This is a genomic window from Streptomyces sp. NBC_00554, assembly GCF_041431135.1.
In the GTDB taxonomy this organism is placed as follows: Bacteria; Actinomycetota; Actinomycetes; order Streptomycetales; family Streptomycetaceae; genus Streptomyces.
Genome location: NZ_CP107799.1, coordinates 7,498,275 through 7,514,470 on the forward strand (window position 1 = coordinate 7,498,275; position 16,196 = coordinate 7,514,470).

The 16,196-nt window shown below is 69.3% G+C and carries 14 protein-coding genes; 13 read left to right on the plus strand and 1 reads right to left on the minus strand.

From position 1 onward, the window contains the following. Positions 1-124: 124 nt before the first annotated feature. From ftsW to OG266_RS33065, 9 genes are all read left to right on the plus strand, one after another. Entirely contained in the window at positions 125-1,489 is a 1,365-nt protein-coding gene (ftsW, locus tag OG266_RS33025; RefSeq protein ID WP_371550159.1) for a putative lipid II flippase FtsW, read from the plus strand. A gap of 6 nt (positions 1,490-1,495) precedes the next feature. Continuing rightward, a complete protein-coding gene (gene murG, locus OG266_RS33030; RefSeq protein ID WP_266465266.1) occupies positions 1,496-2,587 on the plus strand; it encodes an undecaprenyldiphospho-muramoylpentapeptide beta-N-acetylglucosaminyltransferase in 1,092 nt (363 codons plus the stop codon). Positions 2,588-2,612: 25 nt separating this feature from the next. Beyond that, positions 2,613-3,398, plus strand: coding sequence for a cell division protein FtsQ/DivIB (locus OG266_RS33035; protein WP_371550162.1), 786 nt, complete (start codon positions 2,613-2,615; stop codon positions 3,396-3,398). 275 nt (positions 3,399-3,673) lie between these two features. Beyond that, the gene (ftsZ, locus tag OG266_RS33040; protein WP_266465270.1) at positions 3,674-4,864 is read left to right on the plus strand and encodes a cell division protein FtsZ; all 1,191 of its coding nucleotides are present in this window, start codon (positions 3,674-3,676) and stop codon (positions 4,862-4,864) included. After that, positions 4,861-5,601, plus strand: coding sequence for a peptidoglycan editing factor PgeF (pgeF, locus tag OG266_RS33045; protein ID WP_371550163.1), 741 nt, complete (start codon positions 4,861-4,863; stop codon positions 5,599-5,601). The genes ftsZ and pgeF overlap by 4 nt, the downstream gene beginning before the upstream one ends. Continuing rightward, positions 5,601-6,326, plus strand: a complete 726-nt coding sequence (locus OG266_RS33050; RefSeq protein WP_266465275.1) for a YggS family pyridoxal phosphate-dependent enzyme — start codon at positions 5,601-5,603, stop codon at positions 6,324-6,326. The genes pgeF and OG266_RS33050 overlap by 1 nt, the downstream gene beginning before the upstream one ends. A gap of 129 nt (positions 6,327-6,455) precedes the next feature. Then, positions 6,456-7,097, plus strand: coding sequence for a cell division protein SepF (locus OG266_RS33055; RefSeq protein WP_266465278.1), 642 nt, complete (start codon positions 6,456-6,458; stop codon positions 7,095-7,097). A gap of 62 nt (positions 7,098-7,159) precedes the next feature. After that, positions 7,160-7,444, plus strand: a complete 285-nt coding sequence (locus OG266_RS33060; RefSeq protein ID WP_028803186.1) for a YggT family protein — start codon at positions 7,160-7,162, stop codon at positions 7,442-7,444. A gap of 46 nt (positions 7,445-7,490) precedes the next feature. Beyond that, positions 7,491-8,669 (plus strand): DivIVA domain-containing protein, encoded by a 1,179-nt coding sequence (locus tag OG266_RS33065; RefSeq protein WP_371550167.1) that lies wholly within the window; start codon positions 7,491-7,493, stop codon positions 8,667-8,669. A 447-nt stretch (positions 8,670-9,116) separates the two neighbouring features. Here OG266_RS33065 and ileS read toward each other — a convergent pair whose 3' ends face one another. Further along, entirely contained in the window at positions 9,117-12,260 is a 3,144-nt protein-coding gene (gene ileS, locus OG266_RS33070) for an isoleucine--tRNA ligase (RefSeq protein WP_371550169.1), read from the minus strand. 606 nt (positions 12,261-12,866) lie between these two features. Between ileS and OG266_RS33075 the strand changes: the two genes are divergently transcribed. From OG266_RS33075 to OG266_RS33090, 4 genes are all read left to right on the plus strand, one after another. Beyond that, positions 12,867-13,871 carry a TraR/DksA family transcriptional regulator gene (locus OG266_RS33075; protein ID WP_371550171.1) on the plus strand — a complete coding sequence of 335 codons (1,005 nt, stop codon included), beginning with the start codon at positions 12,867-12,869 and terminating at the stop codon, positions 13,869-13,871. An 88-nt stretch (positions 13,872-13,959) separates the two neighbouring features. Next, entirely contained in the window at positions 13,960-14,619 is a 660-nt protein-coding gene (gene lspA, locus OG266_RS33080; RefSeq protein WP_266465288.1) for a signal peptidase II, read from the plus strand. A gap of 112 nt (positions 14,620-14,731) precedes the next feature. Next, positions 14,732-15,676, plus strand: a complete 945-nt coding sequence (locus tag OG266_RS33085; RefSeq protein WP_266465290.1) for an RluA family pseudouridine synthase — start codon at positions 14,732-14,734, stop codon at positions 15,674-15,676. Next, on the plus strand, positions 15,673-16,140 hold the full coding sequence (locus OG266_RS33090; protein WP_266465291.1) for a GNAT family N-acetyltransferase: 468 nt from the start codon (positions 15,673-15,675) through the stop codon (positions 16,138-16,140). Before OG266_RS33085 ends, OG266_RS33090 begins: the two co-directional genes overlap by 4 nt. The last annotated feature ends 56 nt before the right edge of the window (positions 16,141-16,196 follow it).

Consider the following 16,196-nt stretch of genomic DNA (forward strand, 5'->3'; position numbering starts at 1 on the left):
CGGGCGCCCGGGATCCTTGGGAGCGACGCGTGACGCCATCGTGGTCGGTGCTTCGCCGGCGGCTTTCCGCCGGTGGCACGGCGCTGTGCCAGCCTGTCCCGCCCCGCGGCGACAGGAGCCGCTGATGCCCGGCAGTCGTACCGGCCGCCCCCCTGTCCAGCGGGCCTCGAAGCGGCCCGCCGCCGCCCGGCCCCCGCGCGACAACCCCCTACGCACCCTCTACGTACGCGCCCGCAAAGCCTGGGACCGGCCGCTGACCGCGTACTACCTGATCCTCGGCGGCAGTCTGCTGATCACCGTGCTCGGCCTTGTGATGGTCTACTCGGCTTCGCAGATCACGGCGTTGCAGCTGTCGCTGCCGGGGTCCTACTTCTTCCGGAAGCAGTTCCTGGCGGCCTGTATCGGCGGCGTGCTGCTCTTCGTGGCCTCGCGGATGCCGGTGCGGCTGCACCGGGCGCTGGCGTATCCGATGCTGGCGGGCTCCGTCTTCCTGATGATCCTGGTGCAGGTGCCGGGGATAGGAGTGGCGGTCAACGGCAACCAGAACTGGATCTCCGTCGGCGGCCCCTTCCAGCTGCAGCCCAGTGAGTTCGGCAAGCTCGCGCTCGTGCTGTGGGGCGCCGATCTGCTCGCCCGCAAGCAGGACAAGCGGCTGCTGACGCAGTGGAAGCACATGCTGGTGCCGCTGGTTCCGGTGGCCTTCATGCTGCTCGGGCTGATCATGCTCGGCGGTGACATGGGTACGGCGATCATCCTCACGGCGATCCTCTTCGGGCTGCTGTGGCTGTCCGGAGCGCCCACCCGGCTGTTCGGGGGTGTGCTGTCCATCGCTGTGACGCTCGGTTTCATCCTCATCAAGACCAGCCCGAACCGGATGGGCCGCCTCGCCTGCATCGGTGCCACCGACCCCGGCCCCAACGACCAGTGCTGGCAGGCCGTGCACGGTATCTACGCCCTCGCCTCCGGCGGACTCTTCGGTTCCGGTCTCGGTGCCAGTGTGGAAAAATGGGGCCAACTGCCCGAAGCGCACACGGACTTCATCTTCGCCGTCACCGGGGAGGAACTGGGCCTGGCGGGGACGCTGTCGGTGCTCGCCCTCTTCGCGGCTCTAGGCTATGCGGGTATCCGCGTGGCCGGACGCACGGAGGACCCCTTCGTGAGGTATGCCGCGGGAGGCGTGACCACCTGGATCACGGCCCAGGCCGTGATCAACGTCGGTGCGGTGCTCGGTCTGCTGCCGATCGCCGGTGTCCCGCTCCCGCTGTTCTCCTACGGGGGTTCCGCCCTGCTGCCGACCATGTTCGCGATCGGGCTGCTGATCGCCTTCGCGCGCGACGACCCCGCCGCGCGGGCGGCGCTCGCGATGCGGCAGCCTCGCTTTGGCAGAAAGCGGGCTGCGGTGAGAGGCTCCGCGGGGGCCGCGGGGCCTCGGAGATGGAACACAATGCGACGGCGTGCCTCGGCGGCGCGTTCGTCCGGAGAGCGGTGAATTTCGGTGCATGTCGTACTCGCCGGCGGGGGGACCGCCGGCCACATCGAGCCCGCGCTGGCCCTCGCGGATGCCCTGCGCAGGCAGGACCCGACCGTGGGGATCACGGCTCTGGGCACGGAGCGCGGCCTTGAGACCCGACTCGTACCCGAGCGGGGCTACGATCTCGCGCTGATTCCCGCCGTCCCACTGCCGCGCAAGCCCACCCCCGAGCTGATCACCGTCCCCGGGCGGCTGCGCGGCACCATCAAGGCGGCCGAGCAGATCCTGGAGCGCACCAAGGCGGACGCGGTCGTCGGCTTCGGCGGCTATGTCGCGCTGCCCGGCTACCTCGCGGCCAAGCGCCTCGGCGTGCCGATCGTCATCCACGAGGCCAACGCCCGGCCCGGCCTGGCCAACAAGATCGGTTCGCGGTACGCGGCCCAGGTCGCCGTCTCGACGCCCGACAGCAAGCTCCGCGGGGCCCGGTACATCGGCATCCCGCTGCGCCGCTCCATCGCCACCCTCGACCGGGCTGCCGTACGCCCGGAAGCCCGCGCCGCGTTCGGCCTCGACCCCGCGCTGCCGACCCTGCTCGTCTCGGGCGGCTCCCAGGGCGCCCGTCACCTCAACGAGGTCATCGAGCGGGTCGCCCCGTACCTCCAGCAGGCCGGAATCCAGATCCTGCACGCGGTCGGCCCGAAGAACGAACTGCCGCAGGTCCACCAGATGCCGGGAATGCCCCCGTACATCCCGGTACCGTATGTGGACCGGATGGATCTCGCGTACGCCGCGGCCGACATGATGCTCTGCCGCGCGGGCGCGATGACCGTCGCCGAACTCTCCGCCGTCGGGCTCCCCGCCGCCTACGTCCCGCTGCCCATCGGCAACGGCGAACAGCGGTTGAACGCCCAGCCGGTGGTCAAGGCCGGCGGCGGCCTCCTTGTCGACGACGCGGAACTGACGCCCGAGTGGATCCAGGGCAACGTCCTGCCCGTGCTCGGTGACCCGCACCGGCTGTACGAGATGTCCCGCGCCGCCAGCGAGTTCGGCCGCCGGGACGCCGACGACCTGCTCGTCGGCATGGTGTACGAGGCGATCGCCTCACGCCACCGCTAGCAGCGTATGAGGGAAGGCAGGGAGCGTGGCCGGACCGACGACCGCCGAGCGCGGTGAACGGCAGAAGCTGGAGTCCGGCCCGCCCCGGCCGCCCCGTATCGGGCGGCTGTCCAGGCCCCGTACGCTCATCATCCTTATGATCGCCGCGGTGTTGCTCGGCGCCGCCTCCGTGTGGGTCCTCTACGGCTCGAGTTGGCTGCGCGTGGAGCGGGTATCGGCCTCCGGGATGCGGGTGCTGACGGATCAGCAAGTGCGCGAAGCCGCCGGAGTTCCGGTCGGAACCCCGCTGATTTCCGTCGACACCGATGCCATTGAGGAACGACTGCGCCGGAAATTGCCCCGAATTGACTCGGTTGATGTCGTCCGATCCTGGCCGCATGGAATCGGACTGAAAGTGACCGAGCGCACTCCGGTCCTGATTGAAGAAAAGGGCGGAAAGTTCGTCGAAGTGGACGCCAAGGGCGTGCGTTTCGCGACGGTTTCGGATGCTCCGAAGAGCGTGCCGCTGCTGGAATTGACGGTGCCTCAGTCGGCAGGGCTACGCCGCTTCGGGACCGACCGGCTGGTGCGCGAGGCCGTGACGGTCGCCGGTGACATTCCGGCCGCCGTCGCCCGCGACACCCAGGTCGTCAAGGTCCGTTCGTACGACTCCATCTCGCTGGAGTTGAAGGGCGGCCGCACCGTCGAGTGGGGGAGTGGCGAGAAGGGCGCCGCGAAGGCGCGTACGCTCACCGCTCTCATGAAAGCCGCTCCCGGGGCGCGGCACTTCGACGTAAGTGTTCCCACCGCCCCTGCGTCATCAGGGAGTTGACGCACATCTGCGCAGGCCAGCACCCTGGTTGGGCACTGCTACGGCTGATCACATAGGGTGAAAAGAAAAACGGGAGGTTCGGCGTGTTCGTTGAACGTGCGCCACTTGTCGACTTAGTGTCCTGTTCGGAAGAGTCCAAGGAACAGACACACTGGTAACCCTAAACTTCAACGTTAGGGTTCGGGTCGGCGTTCGGACCGTCCCATTCGGCATCAGTCGTCGGATCGCGAGCGTGCGAGGCGACGACACGTAACTCGAGGCGAGAGGCCTTCGACGTGGCAGCACCGCAGAACTACCTCGCAGTCATCAAAGTCATCGGTGTCGGCGGCGGTGGTGTCAATGCCATCAACCGGATGATCGAGGTCGGTCTCAAGGGCGTCGAGTTCATCGCCATCAACACCGACGCGCAAGCTCTGTTGATGAGCGACGCCGACGTCAAGCTCGACGTCGGCCGCGAACTCACCCGCGGACTCGGCGCCGGAGCCAACCCGGCCGTCGGCCGCAAGGCGGCGGAGGACCACCGCGAGGAGATCGAGGAGGTCCTCAAGGGGGCCGACATGGTCTTCGTGACGGCCGGCGAGGGCGGCGGCACCGGCACCGGCGGCGCGCCCGTCGTGGCCAACATCGCCCGCTCGCTGGGCGCCCTCACCATCGGCGTGGTCACGCGCCCGTTCACCTTCGAGGGACGGCGCCGGGCCAACCAGGCGGAGGACGGTATCGCCGAACTCCGCGAAGAGGTCGACACCCTCATCGTCATCCCGAACGACCGGCTGCTGTCCATCTCGGACCGCCAGGTCTCCGTCCTCGACGCCTTCAAGTCGGCGGACCAGGTCCTGTTGTCGGGTGTTCAGGGCATCACCGATCTCATCACCACGCCCGGTCTGATCAACCTCGACTTCGCCGACGTCAAGTCCGTGATGTCCGAGGCGGGTTCGGCCCTCATGGGCATCGGCTCGGCCCGCGGCGACGACCGCGCGGTGGCGGCGGCCGAGATGGCGATCTCCTCGCCGCTCCTCGAGGCCTCCATCGACGGCGCCCGCGGCGTGCTGCTCTCCATCTCCGGCGGCTCCGACCTCGGTCTGTTCGAGATCAACGAGGCCGCCCAGCTGGTGAGCGAGGCCGCGCACCCCGAGGCCAACATCATCTTCGGTGCGGTCATCGACGACGCCCTCGGCGACGAGGTGCGGGTCACCGTCATCGCCGCCGGTTTCGACGGCGGCCAGCCGCCCTCGAAGCGGGACACCGTCCTCGGCTCGTCCTCGGCCAAGCGCGAGGAGCCCACCCCGGTGCGCTCCTCCGACAGCCGTCCGTCCTTCGGCTCCCTCGGCAGCGTCACGCCGAAGGAGACGTCGGCGCCCGCCCCGGAGCCGGTGAACGAGATCCCGGTCTCCCCGCCGGTCCCGCCGTCCCGCTCGTACTCGGACAGCGCGGCCGAGGAGCTGGACGTGCCGGACTTCCTGAAGTGATAGGACAGCGCTCCGGAACGAGCACAGTGAGCGGCGCGCACTTCGCCTTCACCGACAGGTGGGGCGGGGTGAGCGCCGTTCCGTACGAGGAGCTCAACCTCGGCGGAGCGGTCGGCGACGACCCCGCCGCCGTAGGGACCAATCGGCTGTGGGCCGCCAAGTCCCTGGGACTCGACGCGAATCGCGTGGTCTGGATGAACCAGGTGCACGGCAAGGACGTCGCCGAGGTCGACGGGCCGTGGACCGACCCCCGGTTCACACCGCCGGTCGACGGTCTGGTGACCGCGACCCGGGGCCTCGCCCTCGCCGTACTCACCGCCGACTGCGTCCCGGTCCTGCTGGCCGACCCCGTCGCCGGGGTGGTCGCCGCGGCCCACGCGGGGCGGCCCGGCATGGTCGCCGGGATCGTGCCCGAGGCCATCGACGCCATGGAGTCGCTGGGCGCGGAGGCCGCGCGCATCGTCGCCCGCACCGGGCCCGCCGTCTGCGGCCGTTGCTACGAAGTGCCGGAAGCGATGCGCGCCGAAGTCGCCGCCGTCGAACCCGCGGCGTACGGCGAGACCAGTTGGGGGACTCCGGCGGTCGACGTGGTCGCCGGGGTGCACGCGCAGCTCGAACGGCTCGGGGTCCACGACCGGGAGCGGTCGCCGGTGTGCACGATCGAATCGCGGGATCACTTCTCGTACCGTCGCGACCGCACCACGGGGCGGCTCGCGGGATATGTCTGGCTGGACTGATGGACATGACGGACCGTAGGGCTCAACTCGCCGGAAATCTGGCGAAAGTGGAAGAGCGCATCGCGGCGGCGTGCACGGCCGCCGGGCGCAAGCGTGAAGAGGTGACCCTGATCGTGGTCACCAAGACCTACCCCGCCAGTGATGTGCGGATCCTGTCGGAACTCGGTGTGCGGCAGGTCGCCGAGAACCGTGATCAGGACGCGGCGCCCAAGGCGGCGGAATGTTCCGATCTGCCCCTCTCCTGGCATTTCGTCGGTCAGTTGCAGACCAACAAGGTGCGTTCCGTGGTCGGTTACGCGGATCTCGTGCAGTCCGTCGATCGTTCCAAGCTCGTCACGGCTCTGTCGAAGGAGGCGGTGCGGGTGGAGCGTGAGGTGGGGTGCCTGATTCAGGTCGCGCTGGACGCGGAGGAGGACGGCCGGGGGGAGCGGGGAGGCGTGGGGGTCGGCGGAATCGAAGAGTTGGGCGACCTCGTCGCGAACGCTCCGGGGCTCCGTCTCGACGGGCTGATGACCGTCGCGCCGCTCACCGGGAGCTACGCGGGACGCCAACAAGCGGCGTTCGAGCGGCTGATGGATTTGTCGACTGCTATGCGCCGCACGCATCCGGCTGCGAACATGGTGTCCGCAGGGATGAGTACGGACCTCGAACAAGCCGTGGCGGCCGGAGCGACACATGTACGCGTCGGTACTGCGGTACTCGGAGTCCGACCCAGGCTCGGGTAACGTCGCCAAGAAGTCGGACCACAGCAGAAAATATGGTCATTACCGCCGAAGGCGGGCATAACGACCTCGTGGATCGCGGGCACTTGGCAACTCGTCAGCCGATCCACCACAGAGCGGAGGACTCAGAGCATGGCCGGCGCGATGCGCAAGATGGCGGTCTACCTCGGCCTCGTGGAGGACGATGGGTACGACGGCAGGGGATTCGACCCCGATGACGACTTCGAGCCCGAGCTCGACCCTGAGCCCGAGCGGGACCGTCGGCGGCACGAGCCGCCGCACCAGTCACACCAGGCGCATCAGTCCCAACGGGACGAATCGGTACGAGTGGTGCAGCCTCCGGCGCAGCGCGATCCGGTGCCGCATTCCGCTTCGCTGGCCGCGGAATCCGGGCGTCCGGCGCGAATCGCCCCCGTGGCGTCCATCACACAAGAACGTCAAAGCATGGAGAAGAACGCCCCGGTGATCATGCCCAAGGTCGTGTCCGAGCGAGAGCCTTACCGGATCACCACATTGCACCCCCGGACCTACAACGAGGCCCGTACCATCGGGGAACACTTCCGTGAGGGCACCCCGGTGATCATGAATCTGACTGAGATGGATGACACAGATGCGAAGCGACTTGTCGACTTTGCGGCCGGTTTGGTGTTTGGTCTCCACGGCAGCATCGAGCGGGTGACGCAGAAGGTGTTCCTGTTGTCGCCTGCTAACGTCGATGTCACGGCGGAGGACAAGGCTCGTATCGCAGAGGGCGGGTTCTTCAACCAGAGCTGAGACGCTGGACCGGAGTCAAGGTACGGAAACGTACGGAAACAGGGGAGAGGGAAGCACGGATCATGAGCGTGGTCGGGCAAGTTCTCTACATCGCGCTGATGTGTTTCCTCATCGTGCTGATCTTCCGGTTGGTCATGGACTACGTCTTCCAGTTCGCCCGCTCATGGCAGCCCGGCAAGGCGATGGTGGTCGTTCTTGAGGCCACCTACACTGTCACCGATCCACCGCTCAAGCTTCTGCGGCGGTTCATTCCGCCGCTGCGTCTCGGGGGCGTGGCGCTCGACCTGTCCTTCTTCGTACTGATGATCATCGTCTACATCCTGATCTCCGTCGTGAGCCGGCTGTGAACGATACGGTCTTGCCGAATGCCGACGACTACGTTGAGGTGAAGAGATGCCGTTGACCCCCGAGGACGTGCGGAACAAGCAGTTCACGACCGTCCGCCTCCGAGAAGGCTATGACGAGGACGAGGTCGATGCCTTCCTCGATGAGGTCGAAGCCGAACTGACTCGCTTGCTCCGCGAGAACGAGGACCTGCGCGCCAAGCTGGCGGCGGCCACGCGCGCGGCTGCGCAGAACCAGCAGCAGGGCATGCGCAAGCCGCCCGAGCAGCAGGACCAACAGCAGGGCCCGCCGCAGGGCATGCGCGGTCCGGGTGCCCCCGTGCCCGCCGGCATATCGGGCCCGCCGCAGCAGCAGATGGGTGGCCCCATGGGCGGCCCGCCCCAGCTGCCGAGCGGTGCGCCGCAGCTGCCCGCCGGTCCCAGTGGCCAGGGTGGCCCCATGGGCCAGGGCCCGATGGGTGGGCCGATGGGCCAGGGCCCGATGGGTCAGCAGGGTCCCGGCCAGCAGATGCAGCAGCACCCCGGTCAGATGCAGCCGCAGATGCAGCAGCAGATGGGTGGCCCGATGGGCGGACCCATGGGTGGCCCGATGGGCGGTCACGGCCCGCAGATGGGTCAGCCCGGTCAGGGTCCCGGTGGCGACAGCGCCGCCCGTGTCCTCTCGCTGGCCCAGCAGACCGCCGACCAGGCGATCGCCGAGGCCCGCTCCGAGGCCAACAAGATCGTCGGCGAGGCCCGCAGCCGTGCCGAGGGCCTGGAGCGCGACGCGCGCGCCAAGGCCGACGCGCTGGAGCGGGACGCCCAGGAGAAGCACCGCGTCGCGATGGGCTCCCTGGAGTCCGCCCGCGCCACGCTGGAGCGCAAGGTCGAGGATCTGCGCGGCTTCGAGCGCGAGTACCGCACCCGGCTGAAGTCCTACCTCGAGTCCCAGCTGCGTCAGCTGGAGACCCAGGCTGATGACTCGCTGGCTCCGCCGCGGACTCCGGCGGCCGCTTCGCTGCCGTCGCCTTCCGCGCCCTCCATGGCTCCGGCCGGTGCGAGTGCGCCGTCCTACGGTGGGCCGATGGGTGGCGGTCCGGCTCCGGCCGGGCCCTCCTACGGTGGGCAGCAGCAGATGTCTCCGGCGATGACTCAGCCGATGGCGCCGGTGCGGCCGCAGGGGCCGTCGCCGATGCAGCAGGCTCCCTCGCCGATGCGTGGGTTCCTCATCGACGAGGACGACAACTGACGGCCTGCGGTACGCCTTAGGCGTCGGCAGCGTTCAGGGCGGGGCCCCCGGTTTCGGGGGCCTCGCCCTTTTGTGCGTCGCCCTTGCGGGCAGCTGTGCGGGGTACGCAACGCCGAAGGCCCGGGCCACCAAGAATCTTGGTGGCCCGGGCCTTCTTGTGCGGGGTTGTGGGGGTGGGCGTGGGGGTTGTTCGCCCCCTCCGCCCCTTCCCGTCCCGTTCCTGGGGGCTGCGCCCCCAGACCCCCCTGTCGCGCTGCGCGCTCGTCCTCGAACGCCGGACGGGCTGAAGCCACAGCCTCCGTGGGTGGGTGGGGGATCGGGATGGCGCTGTCTTGTCCTCGAACGCCGGACGGGCTGAAACCGCGGCCCCCACGGGTGGGTGGGGGATCGGGATGGTGCCGTCTCGTTCTCGACCGCCGGGCGGGTCAGCCCGCCCGGCGGTCGGTGTTACGCCTTGCGGAGGCGGAACGTCAGGGACAGGGGCTCGTCCGTGAACGGGGGGCCGTAGGTGTCGTCCGCCTCGGACTGGGCGAAGTCTGTGGCGAGGACCTCGTCGGCGATGAGGGGGGTGTGTTCGGTGAGGGCCGCGATGACTGCCGGGTCTGTGGAGGTCCAGCGGAGTGCGATGCGGTCGGCCACGTCGAGGCCGCTGTTCTTGCGGGCCTCCTGGATCAGGCGGATCGCGTCACGGGCGAGGCCCGCCTGGCGCAGCTCCTCGGTGATCTCCAGGTCGAGGGCGACGGTCGCGCCGGAGTCGGATGCCACCGACCAGCCCTCGCGCGGGGTCTCTGTGATGATCACCTCATCCGGGGCCAGCGTCACCGTCTCGCCGTCGACCTCGACCGAGGCCGTGCCCGAGCGCAGGGCGAGGGAGAGGGCGGCGGCATCGGCTTCCGCGACGGCCTTCGCCACCGCCTGGACGCCCTTGCCGAAGCGCTTGCCCAGGGCGCGGAAGTTCGCCTTCGCGGTCGTGTCGACCAGGGAGCCGCCCACTTCACTCAGAGAAGCCAGCGAGCTCACGTTCAGCTCTTCGGTGATCTGTGCGTGCAGCTCGCGGTCCAGGGTCTCGAAGCCCGTCGAGGCGATCAGCGCGCGGGACAGCGGCTGGCGGGTCTTGACGCCCGACTCCGCGCGGGTGGCGCGGCCCAGCTCCACGAGACGGCGTACGAGCACCATCTGCTTGGACAGCTCCGGGTCGATGACGGACAGGTCCGCCTCCGGCCAGGAGGAGAGGTGTACGGACTCGGGGGCGCCCGGCGTGACCGGCACCACCAGGTCCTGCCAGACCCGCTCGGTGATGAACGGGGTCAGCGGGGCCATCAGGCGCGTGATCGTCTCGACGACCTCGTGCAGGGTGCGCAGCGCCGCCTTGTCGCCCTGCCAGAAGCGGCGCCGGGAGCGGCGTACGTACCAGTTGGACAGGTCGTCGACGAAGGCCGACAGGAGCTTTCCGGCGCGCTGGGTGTCGTACGCCTCCAGAGCCTGCGTCACCTGGTCGGTGAGCGCGTGGAGTTCGGACAGGAGCCAGCGGTCGAGGACCGGGCGGTCGGCCGGGGCCGGATCGGCCTCGCTGGGCGCCCAGTTGGACGTGCGCGCGTACAGGGCCTGGAAGGCGACCGTGTTCCAGTACGTGAGGAGCGTCTTGCGGACGACCTCCTGGATGGTGCCGTGGCCTACGCGGCGCGCGGACCACGGGGAGCCGCCGGCCGCCATGAACCAGCGGACCGCGTCGGCGCCGTGCTGGTCCATCAGCGGGATCGGCTGCAGGGTGTTGCCCAGGTGCTTGGACATCTTGCGGCCGTCCTCGGCGAGGATGTGGCCCAGGCAGACCACGTTCTCGTACGAGGACTTGTCGAAGACGAGAGTGCCGACCGCCATGAGGGTGTAGAACCAGCCGCGGGTCTGGTCGATGGCCTCGCTGATGAACTGCGCCGGGTAGCGGCTCTCGAAGAGCTCCTTGTTCTTGTACGGGTATCCCCACTGCGCGAACGGCATCGAACCCGAGTCGTACCAGGCGTCGATGACCTCCGGGACGCGGGTCGCGGTCTGCGCGCACTGCGGGCAGGGGAACGTGACCTCGTCGATGTACGGGCGGTGCGGGTCCAGGTTCGACTGGTCGGTGCCCGTCAGCTCGGAGAGCTCCGCGCGGGAGCCGACGCACGTGAGGTGGCCCTCCTCGCAGGTCCACAGCGGGAGCGGGGTGCCCCAGTAGCGGCTGCGGGACAGCGCCCAGTCGATGTTGTTGTTCAGCCAGTCGCCGAAGCGGCCGTGCTTGACCGACTCCGGGAACCAGTTGGTCTTCTCGTTCTCCTGGAGGAGGCGGTCCTTGATGGCCGTGGTGCGGATGTACCAGGACGGCTGCGCGTAGTAGAGGAGCGCGGTGTGGCAGCGCCAGCAGTGCGGGTAGCTGTGCTCGTACGGGATGTGCTTGAAGAGCAGCCCGCGCTCCTGGAGGTCCTCGGTGAGCTTTTCGTCCGCCTTCTTGAAGAAGACACCGCCTACGAGGGGGACGTCCTCCTCGAAGGTGCCGTTCGGACGGACGGGGTTCACCACGGGCAGGCCGTACGCGCGGCAGACCTTGAGGTCGTCCTCACCGAAGGCGGGGGACTGGTGGACCAGACCCGTACCGTCCTCGGTCGTGACGTAGTCGGCGTTGACCACGTAGTGGGTTTCCACGTCCGCCGGGAACTCCACCAGCTCGAACGGACGTTGATAGGTCCAGCGCTCCATCTCGGCGCCGGTGAAGGTCTCGCCGGTGGTCTCCCAGCCCTCGCCGAGGGACTTCTCGACGAGCGGCTCGGCGACGACGAGCTTCTCCTCGCCGTTGGTCGCGACGACATAGGTGACGTCGGGGTGCGCGGCGACGGCGGTGTTGGAGACCAGCGTCCACGGGGTCGTCGTCCACACCAGGAGCGCTGCCTGGCCGGCGAGCGGACCGGAGGTGAGCGGGAAACGGACGTACACGGACGGGTCGACGATCGTCTCGTAGCCCTGCGCCAGCTCGTGGTCCGACAGACCGGTCTCGTCGCGCGGGCACCACGGGGCGACGCGGTAGTCCTGGACCAGCAGGCCCTTGTTGAAGATCTCCTTCAGCGACCACCAGACGGACTCGACGTACTCGGGGTCCATCGTGCGGTAGGCGTCGTCGAGGTCGACCCAGTAGCCCATGCGGTCGGTGAGCTCGGCGAAGGCGTCGGTGTGGCGGGTCACGGACTCGCGGCACTTGGCGTTGAACTCGGCGATGCCGTACGCCTCGATGTCCTGCTTGCCGGTGAAGCCGAGCTCCTTCTCCACGGTCAGCTCGACCGGGAGGCCGTGGCAGTCCCAGCCGGCCTTGCGGGCCACGTGGTAGCCGCGCATGGTGCGGAAGCGCGGGAAGACGTCCTTGAAGACGCGCGCCTCGATGTGGTGGGCGCCCGGCATGCCGTTCGCGGTGGGCGGGCCCTCGTAGAACACCCATTCGGGGTGGCCCTCGGACTGCTCAAGGCTCTTGGCGAAGATCTTCTGCTCGGCCCAGAAGTCGAGCACGGCGTGCTCGAGGGCGGGCAGGTCGATCTGGGCGGGCACCTGGCGGTACGTCGGCGCTGTCATCAGCGAACTTCCTCCAACGGACTTTCTGCCTTCCGTCGGAGGGACGAGAGCCTGTGCGGCTGCCTAGCAGCCGCTGCGGACGCCGTGTGCGGCGCGCTCCCGCGGTACCACCCTCCTTGGCTCTCCGGTGCTCTGTGTGCTCCGGCGAGCCCCCTCATTGGGGTCGCGATACCGGGTCTACCGGCCTTGGCCGCTGGGCCCAGGCTTTCTTCCGGCGGCTCCGGGGTGATCTTCGCGTCGCGCTCGCCCCCGGGCTTCCACCGTCCCCGGGTCGCTCTTGGCCGCTTACGCCGCTACTCGTCCCCATCCACGCTTCTCGCTGCGCTCAGTGTACGGCGCCGCGAGGACAGCGGCCGACCGGTTTTCCGGGGTGGCCCGGTGGCCTGCGAAGTGACCCGAATGGCGAGGTGCGGATGTCCGGATCCTGGGACGCCGGACTCGGCGGATTACCCGGCGGGGAGCTGGGCACAACGCTTGCAGGCTTGTCGTGCGGGACCCGCGGGGCGGGCGAATCGCTGGTGTGCCCCGTTGCCGCGGGCCAGAAGTCGATTTATCGTCCCAGCACGATTCGCGAGCAAGATCACAATATGTGAAGGGGCCGCGGCCATGGTGGCGAAGAAGACCGCCGTACAGCAGTCGGCGTCCGGCAGATCCACGGGTCCGGCGGCCAAGGATGTGGGTGGGAAGAAGAGCGCGCAGGGGGCACCGGCGGAGGGCGGTGCCGCCGCCAAGCCGGTGAAGAACGCCTCCAAGACGGCTGCCAAGGCCTCCAAAGCGGCCACCAGGAAAACGGCCACTTCCAAGGCGGCGGCTTCGAAGACGGCCACCTCTGAGGCGGCTGACGCGAAAACGGTCGCTCCGAAGGCGGCTGTTTCGAAAACGGCGGCCAAGAAGGCCACCGCGAAGAAGGCCCCTGCCAAGAAGGCGGTGGCCAGGAAGACCGTCGGGAAGAAGGCCGCGGTGGCGGAGGCCGTTCCGGAGGAGACCGGGGCGGCGAAGGGCGGTACTACGAAGAAGGCCGGTGCGAAGCGCGCCGCCAAGAAGAGCAGCAGTACGGCGAAGACGGCGGTCGCTTCCGCGGCCCAGGGCGCGGCCCAGGCCGCGAAGACGACGGGAGCCACGACGGTGGTTGCGAAGAAGACTCCTGGTACGGCCACGGCGGCGAAGAAGCCCACCGCTGTTCCCAAGGCGCGGGTCTCCGCGCTGGTGGAGCCCGGCGAGCTCGCGGTGCGCCCCGGCGAGGACCCCTGGACCCCGGAAGAGGTAGCGGATGCGCGCGCGGAGCTCCAGTCCGAGGCGCTGCGGCTGAGCTCCGAGATCTCCGCGTCCGAGGAGGCGCTCGCGGGCCTGATGCGCGACTCCGGCGACGGCGCGGGCGACGACCAGGCGGACACCGGCACCAAGAACATCACGCGCGAGTCCGAGATGGCGCTCAACGCCAACGCGCGCGAGATGCTGGAGCAGACCGAGCGGGCGCTGCAACGCCTCGACGCGGGCACGTACGGACTCTGCGAGAACTGCGGCAACCCCATCGGCAAGGCGCGGATGCAGGCCTTCCCGCGGGCCACCCTGTGCGTCGAGTGCAAGCAGAAGCAGGAACGCCGCTACTGAACGGCGCGGGAGGGCTCCTGAGCACGTGGGCGCCAGGGGGCGTGTCGTACCCTCGTCCTCAGTCAGGAACCTAGGTTGAGGGACTCACGTGGCAGAGGCGGAGCGCATCATCGGTACGCCGGACATCCCAGGGGCGGCGGGATCCGGGCCGGAGCAGTCCGACGAGAACGCGGCGTCGGGCGACGGCTCCGGCTCGGACGGGTCGGCCCCGGCCGAGCGGTCCGGCGCGGACGGGACCGCGACCCCGGACGAGCGGCCGAAGGGCAAGCGCAGGATCGCCGTCCTGTTCACGGTCGCCGCCCTGGCGTACGTCCTCGACCTCGTCAGCAAGATGATCGTGGTCGCGAAGCTGGAGCACCACGACTCGATCGAGATCATCGGGGACTGGCTGAAGTTCGAGGCGATCCGCAACGCGGGCGCGGCCTTCGGTCTTGGTGAGGCCTTCACCATCATCTTCACGGTGATCGCGGCGGCCGTGATCGTGGTGATCGCCAGGCTGGCGCGCAAGCTGTACAGCCTGCCCTGGGCGATCGCGCTCGGCCTGCTCCTCGGCGGCGCGCTCGGGAACCTGACCGACCGGATCTTCCGCTCGCCGGGCGTCTTCGAGGGTGCGGTCGTCGACTTCATCGCGCCCAAGCACTTCGCGGTCTTCAACCTGGCCGACTCGGCGATCGTCTGCGGCGGCATCCTGATCGTGCTGCTGTCCTTCCGCGGGCTCGACCCGGACGGGACCGTCCACAAGGACTGAGCCTCACCGTCCACAAGGACTGATCCTCCGGGTCGGCGTACGGAGCCCTCCGCGCGTACTGATGTTCGGGCTGTGGTCGGGCGGTGTCGGACCCGTCCGGCATACTCGACGGGTGAGCACCATTCCCGAGATCCGTAACCTGCCCGTGCCCGACGGTCTGGAGGGCGAGCGTGTCGACGCCGCCATCTCCCGTATGTTCGGCTTCTCCCGCACGAAGGCCGCCGAGCTCGCCGCGGCGGGGAAGGTCACGGTCGACGGCTCGGTGGTCGGCAAGTCCGAGCGGGTGCACGGCGGCGCCTGGCTCGAGGTGGAGATGCCGCAGGCTCCCGCCCCGGTGCAGATCGTGGCCGAGCCCGTCGAGGGCATGGAGATCATCCATGACGACGACGACATCGTCGTGATCGTGAAGCCGGTCGGCGTCGCCGCGCACCCGAGCCCCGGTTGGACCGGAACTACCGTCATCGGCGGCCTCGCCGCCGCGGGCTACCGGATCTCGACCTCCGGTGCCGCCGAGCGTCAGGGCATCGTGCACCGGCTCGACGTCGGCACCTCGGGCCTGATGGTGGTGGCCAAGTCGGAGCGCGCGTACACGTCGCTGAAGCGCCAGTTCAAGGAGCGCGTCGTCGACAAGCGCTACCACTCGCTGGTCCAGGGCCACCCGGACCCGATGAGCGGCACGATCGACGCTCCGATCGGGCGCCACCCGAACCACGACTACAAGTGGGCCGTGACGGCGGAGGGCAAGCCGTCGGTCACGCACTACGACCTCATCGAGGCGTTCCGTGCCGCCAGCCTCCTCGACATCAAGCTGGAGACGGGGCGCACGCACCAGATCCGTGTGCACATGTCGGCCCACCGGCACCCGTGCGTGGGCGACCTGACGTACGGGGCGGACCCGACGCTCTCCAAGCGGCTCGGGCTCACCCGGCAGTGGCTGCACGCGGTGCGGCTCGGCTTCGAGCACCCCGGTGACGGGCAGTGGGTGGAGTTCGAGAGCGGCTACCCCGAGGACCTCCAGAAGGCGCTCGACAAGGTCCGCGAGGAGAGCTACGCGTGAGTGTGCCGTACGAGGTGCGGGTCGCCGAGGAGGCAGCCGACCGCGAGGCATGCTTCGCGGTGCGCAAGGAGGTCTTCGTCGGCGAGCAGGGCGTGCCCGAGGACATCGAGTACGACTCCTACGACGAGGGTGCCCTGCATGTGCTGGCCGTCCGCGAGGACGGGGTGCCGCTGGGCACCGGGCGTCTTCTGTACGGCGAGGAGGCCGCCGCCAAGACCGACGGTGACCTGACGGTCGGCTCGCTCGGGCGGCTCGCCGTGAAGCGGGAGACGCGTGGGCTCGGTGTCGGCGCCGCGATCGTGGTCGGCATCGAGGACGCGGCACGCGCGCGTGGACTCGCCGCGGTGGATCTGCACGCGCAGACGCATGCCCTGGGGTTCTACGAGCGGCTCGGATACGTGGCGTACGGCGCGGAGTTCCAGGACGCCGGAATCGCACACCGGGCGATGCGCAAAGCGCTCTGAGCGGTGCCGCGAGCTGTCGCCGCCGCTTTGTCGTAGGTGCGTGGCACGCTTGAGGT

Bases quoted from the DNA above. Each gene is read 5' to 3' on its own strand.
- ftsW (WP_371550159.1), top strand. From the start codon at position 125: ATGCCCGGCAGTCGTACCGGCCGCCCCCCTGTCCAGCGGGCCTCGAAG.
- OG266_RS33050 (WP_266465275.1), top strand. From the start codon at position 5,601: ATGGACATGACGGACCGTAGGGCTCAACTCGCCGGAAATCTGGCGAAA.
- OG266_RS33055 (WP_266465278.1), top strand. From the start codon at position 6,456: ATGGCCGGCGCGATGCGCAAGATGGCGGTCTACCTCGGCCTCGTGGAG.
- OG266_RS33060 (WP_028803186.1), top strand. From the start codon at position 7,160: ATGAGCGTGGTCGGGCAAGTTCTCTACATCGCGCTGATGTGTTTCCTC.
- OG266_RS33065 (WP_371550167.1), top strand. From the start codon at position 7,491: ATGCCGTTGACCCCCGAGGACGTGCGGAACAAGCAGTTCACGACCGTC.
- ileS (WP_371550169.1), bottom strand. From the start codon at position 12,260: ATGACAGCGCCGACGTACCGCCAGGTGCCCGCCCAGATCGACCTGCCC.
- OG266_RS33075 (WP_371550171.1), top strand. From the start codon at position 12,867: ATGGTGGCGAAGAAGACCGCCGTACAGCAGTCGGCGTCCGGCAGATCC.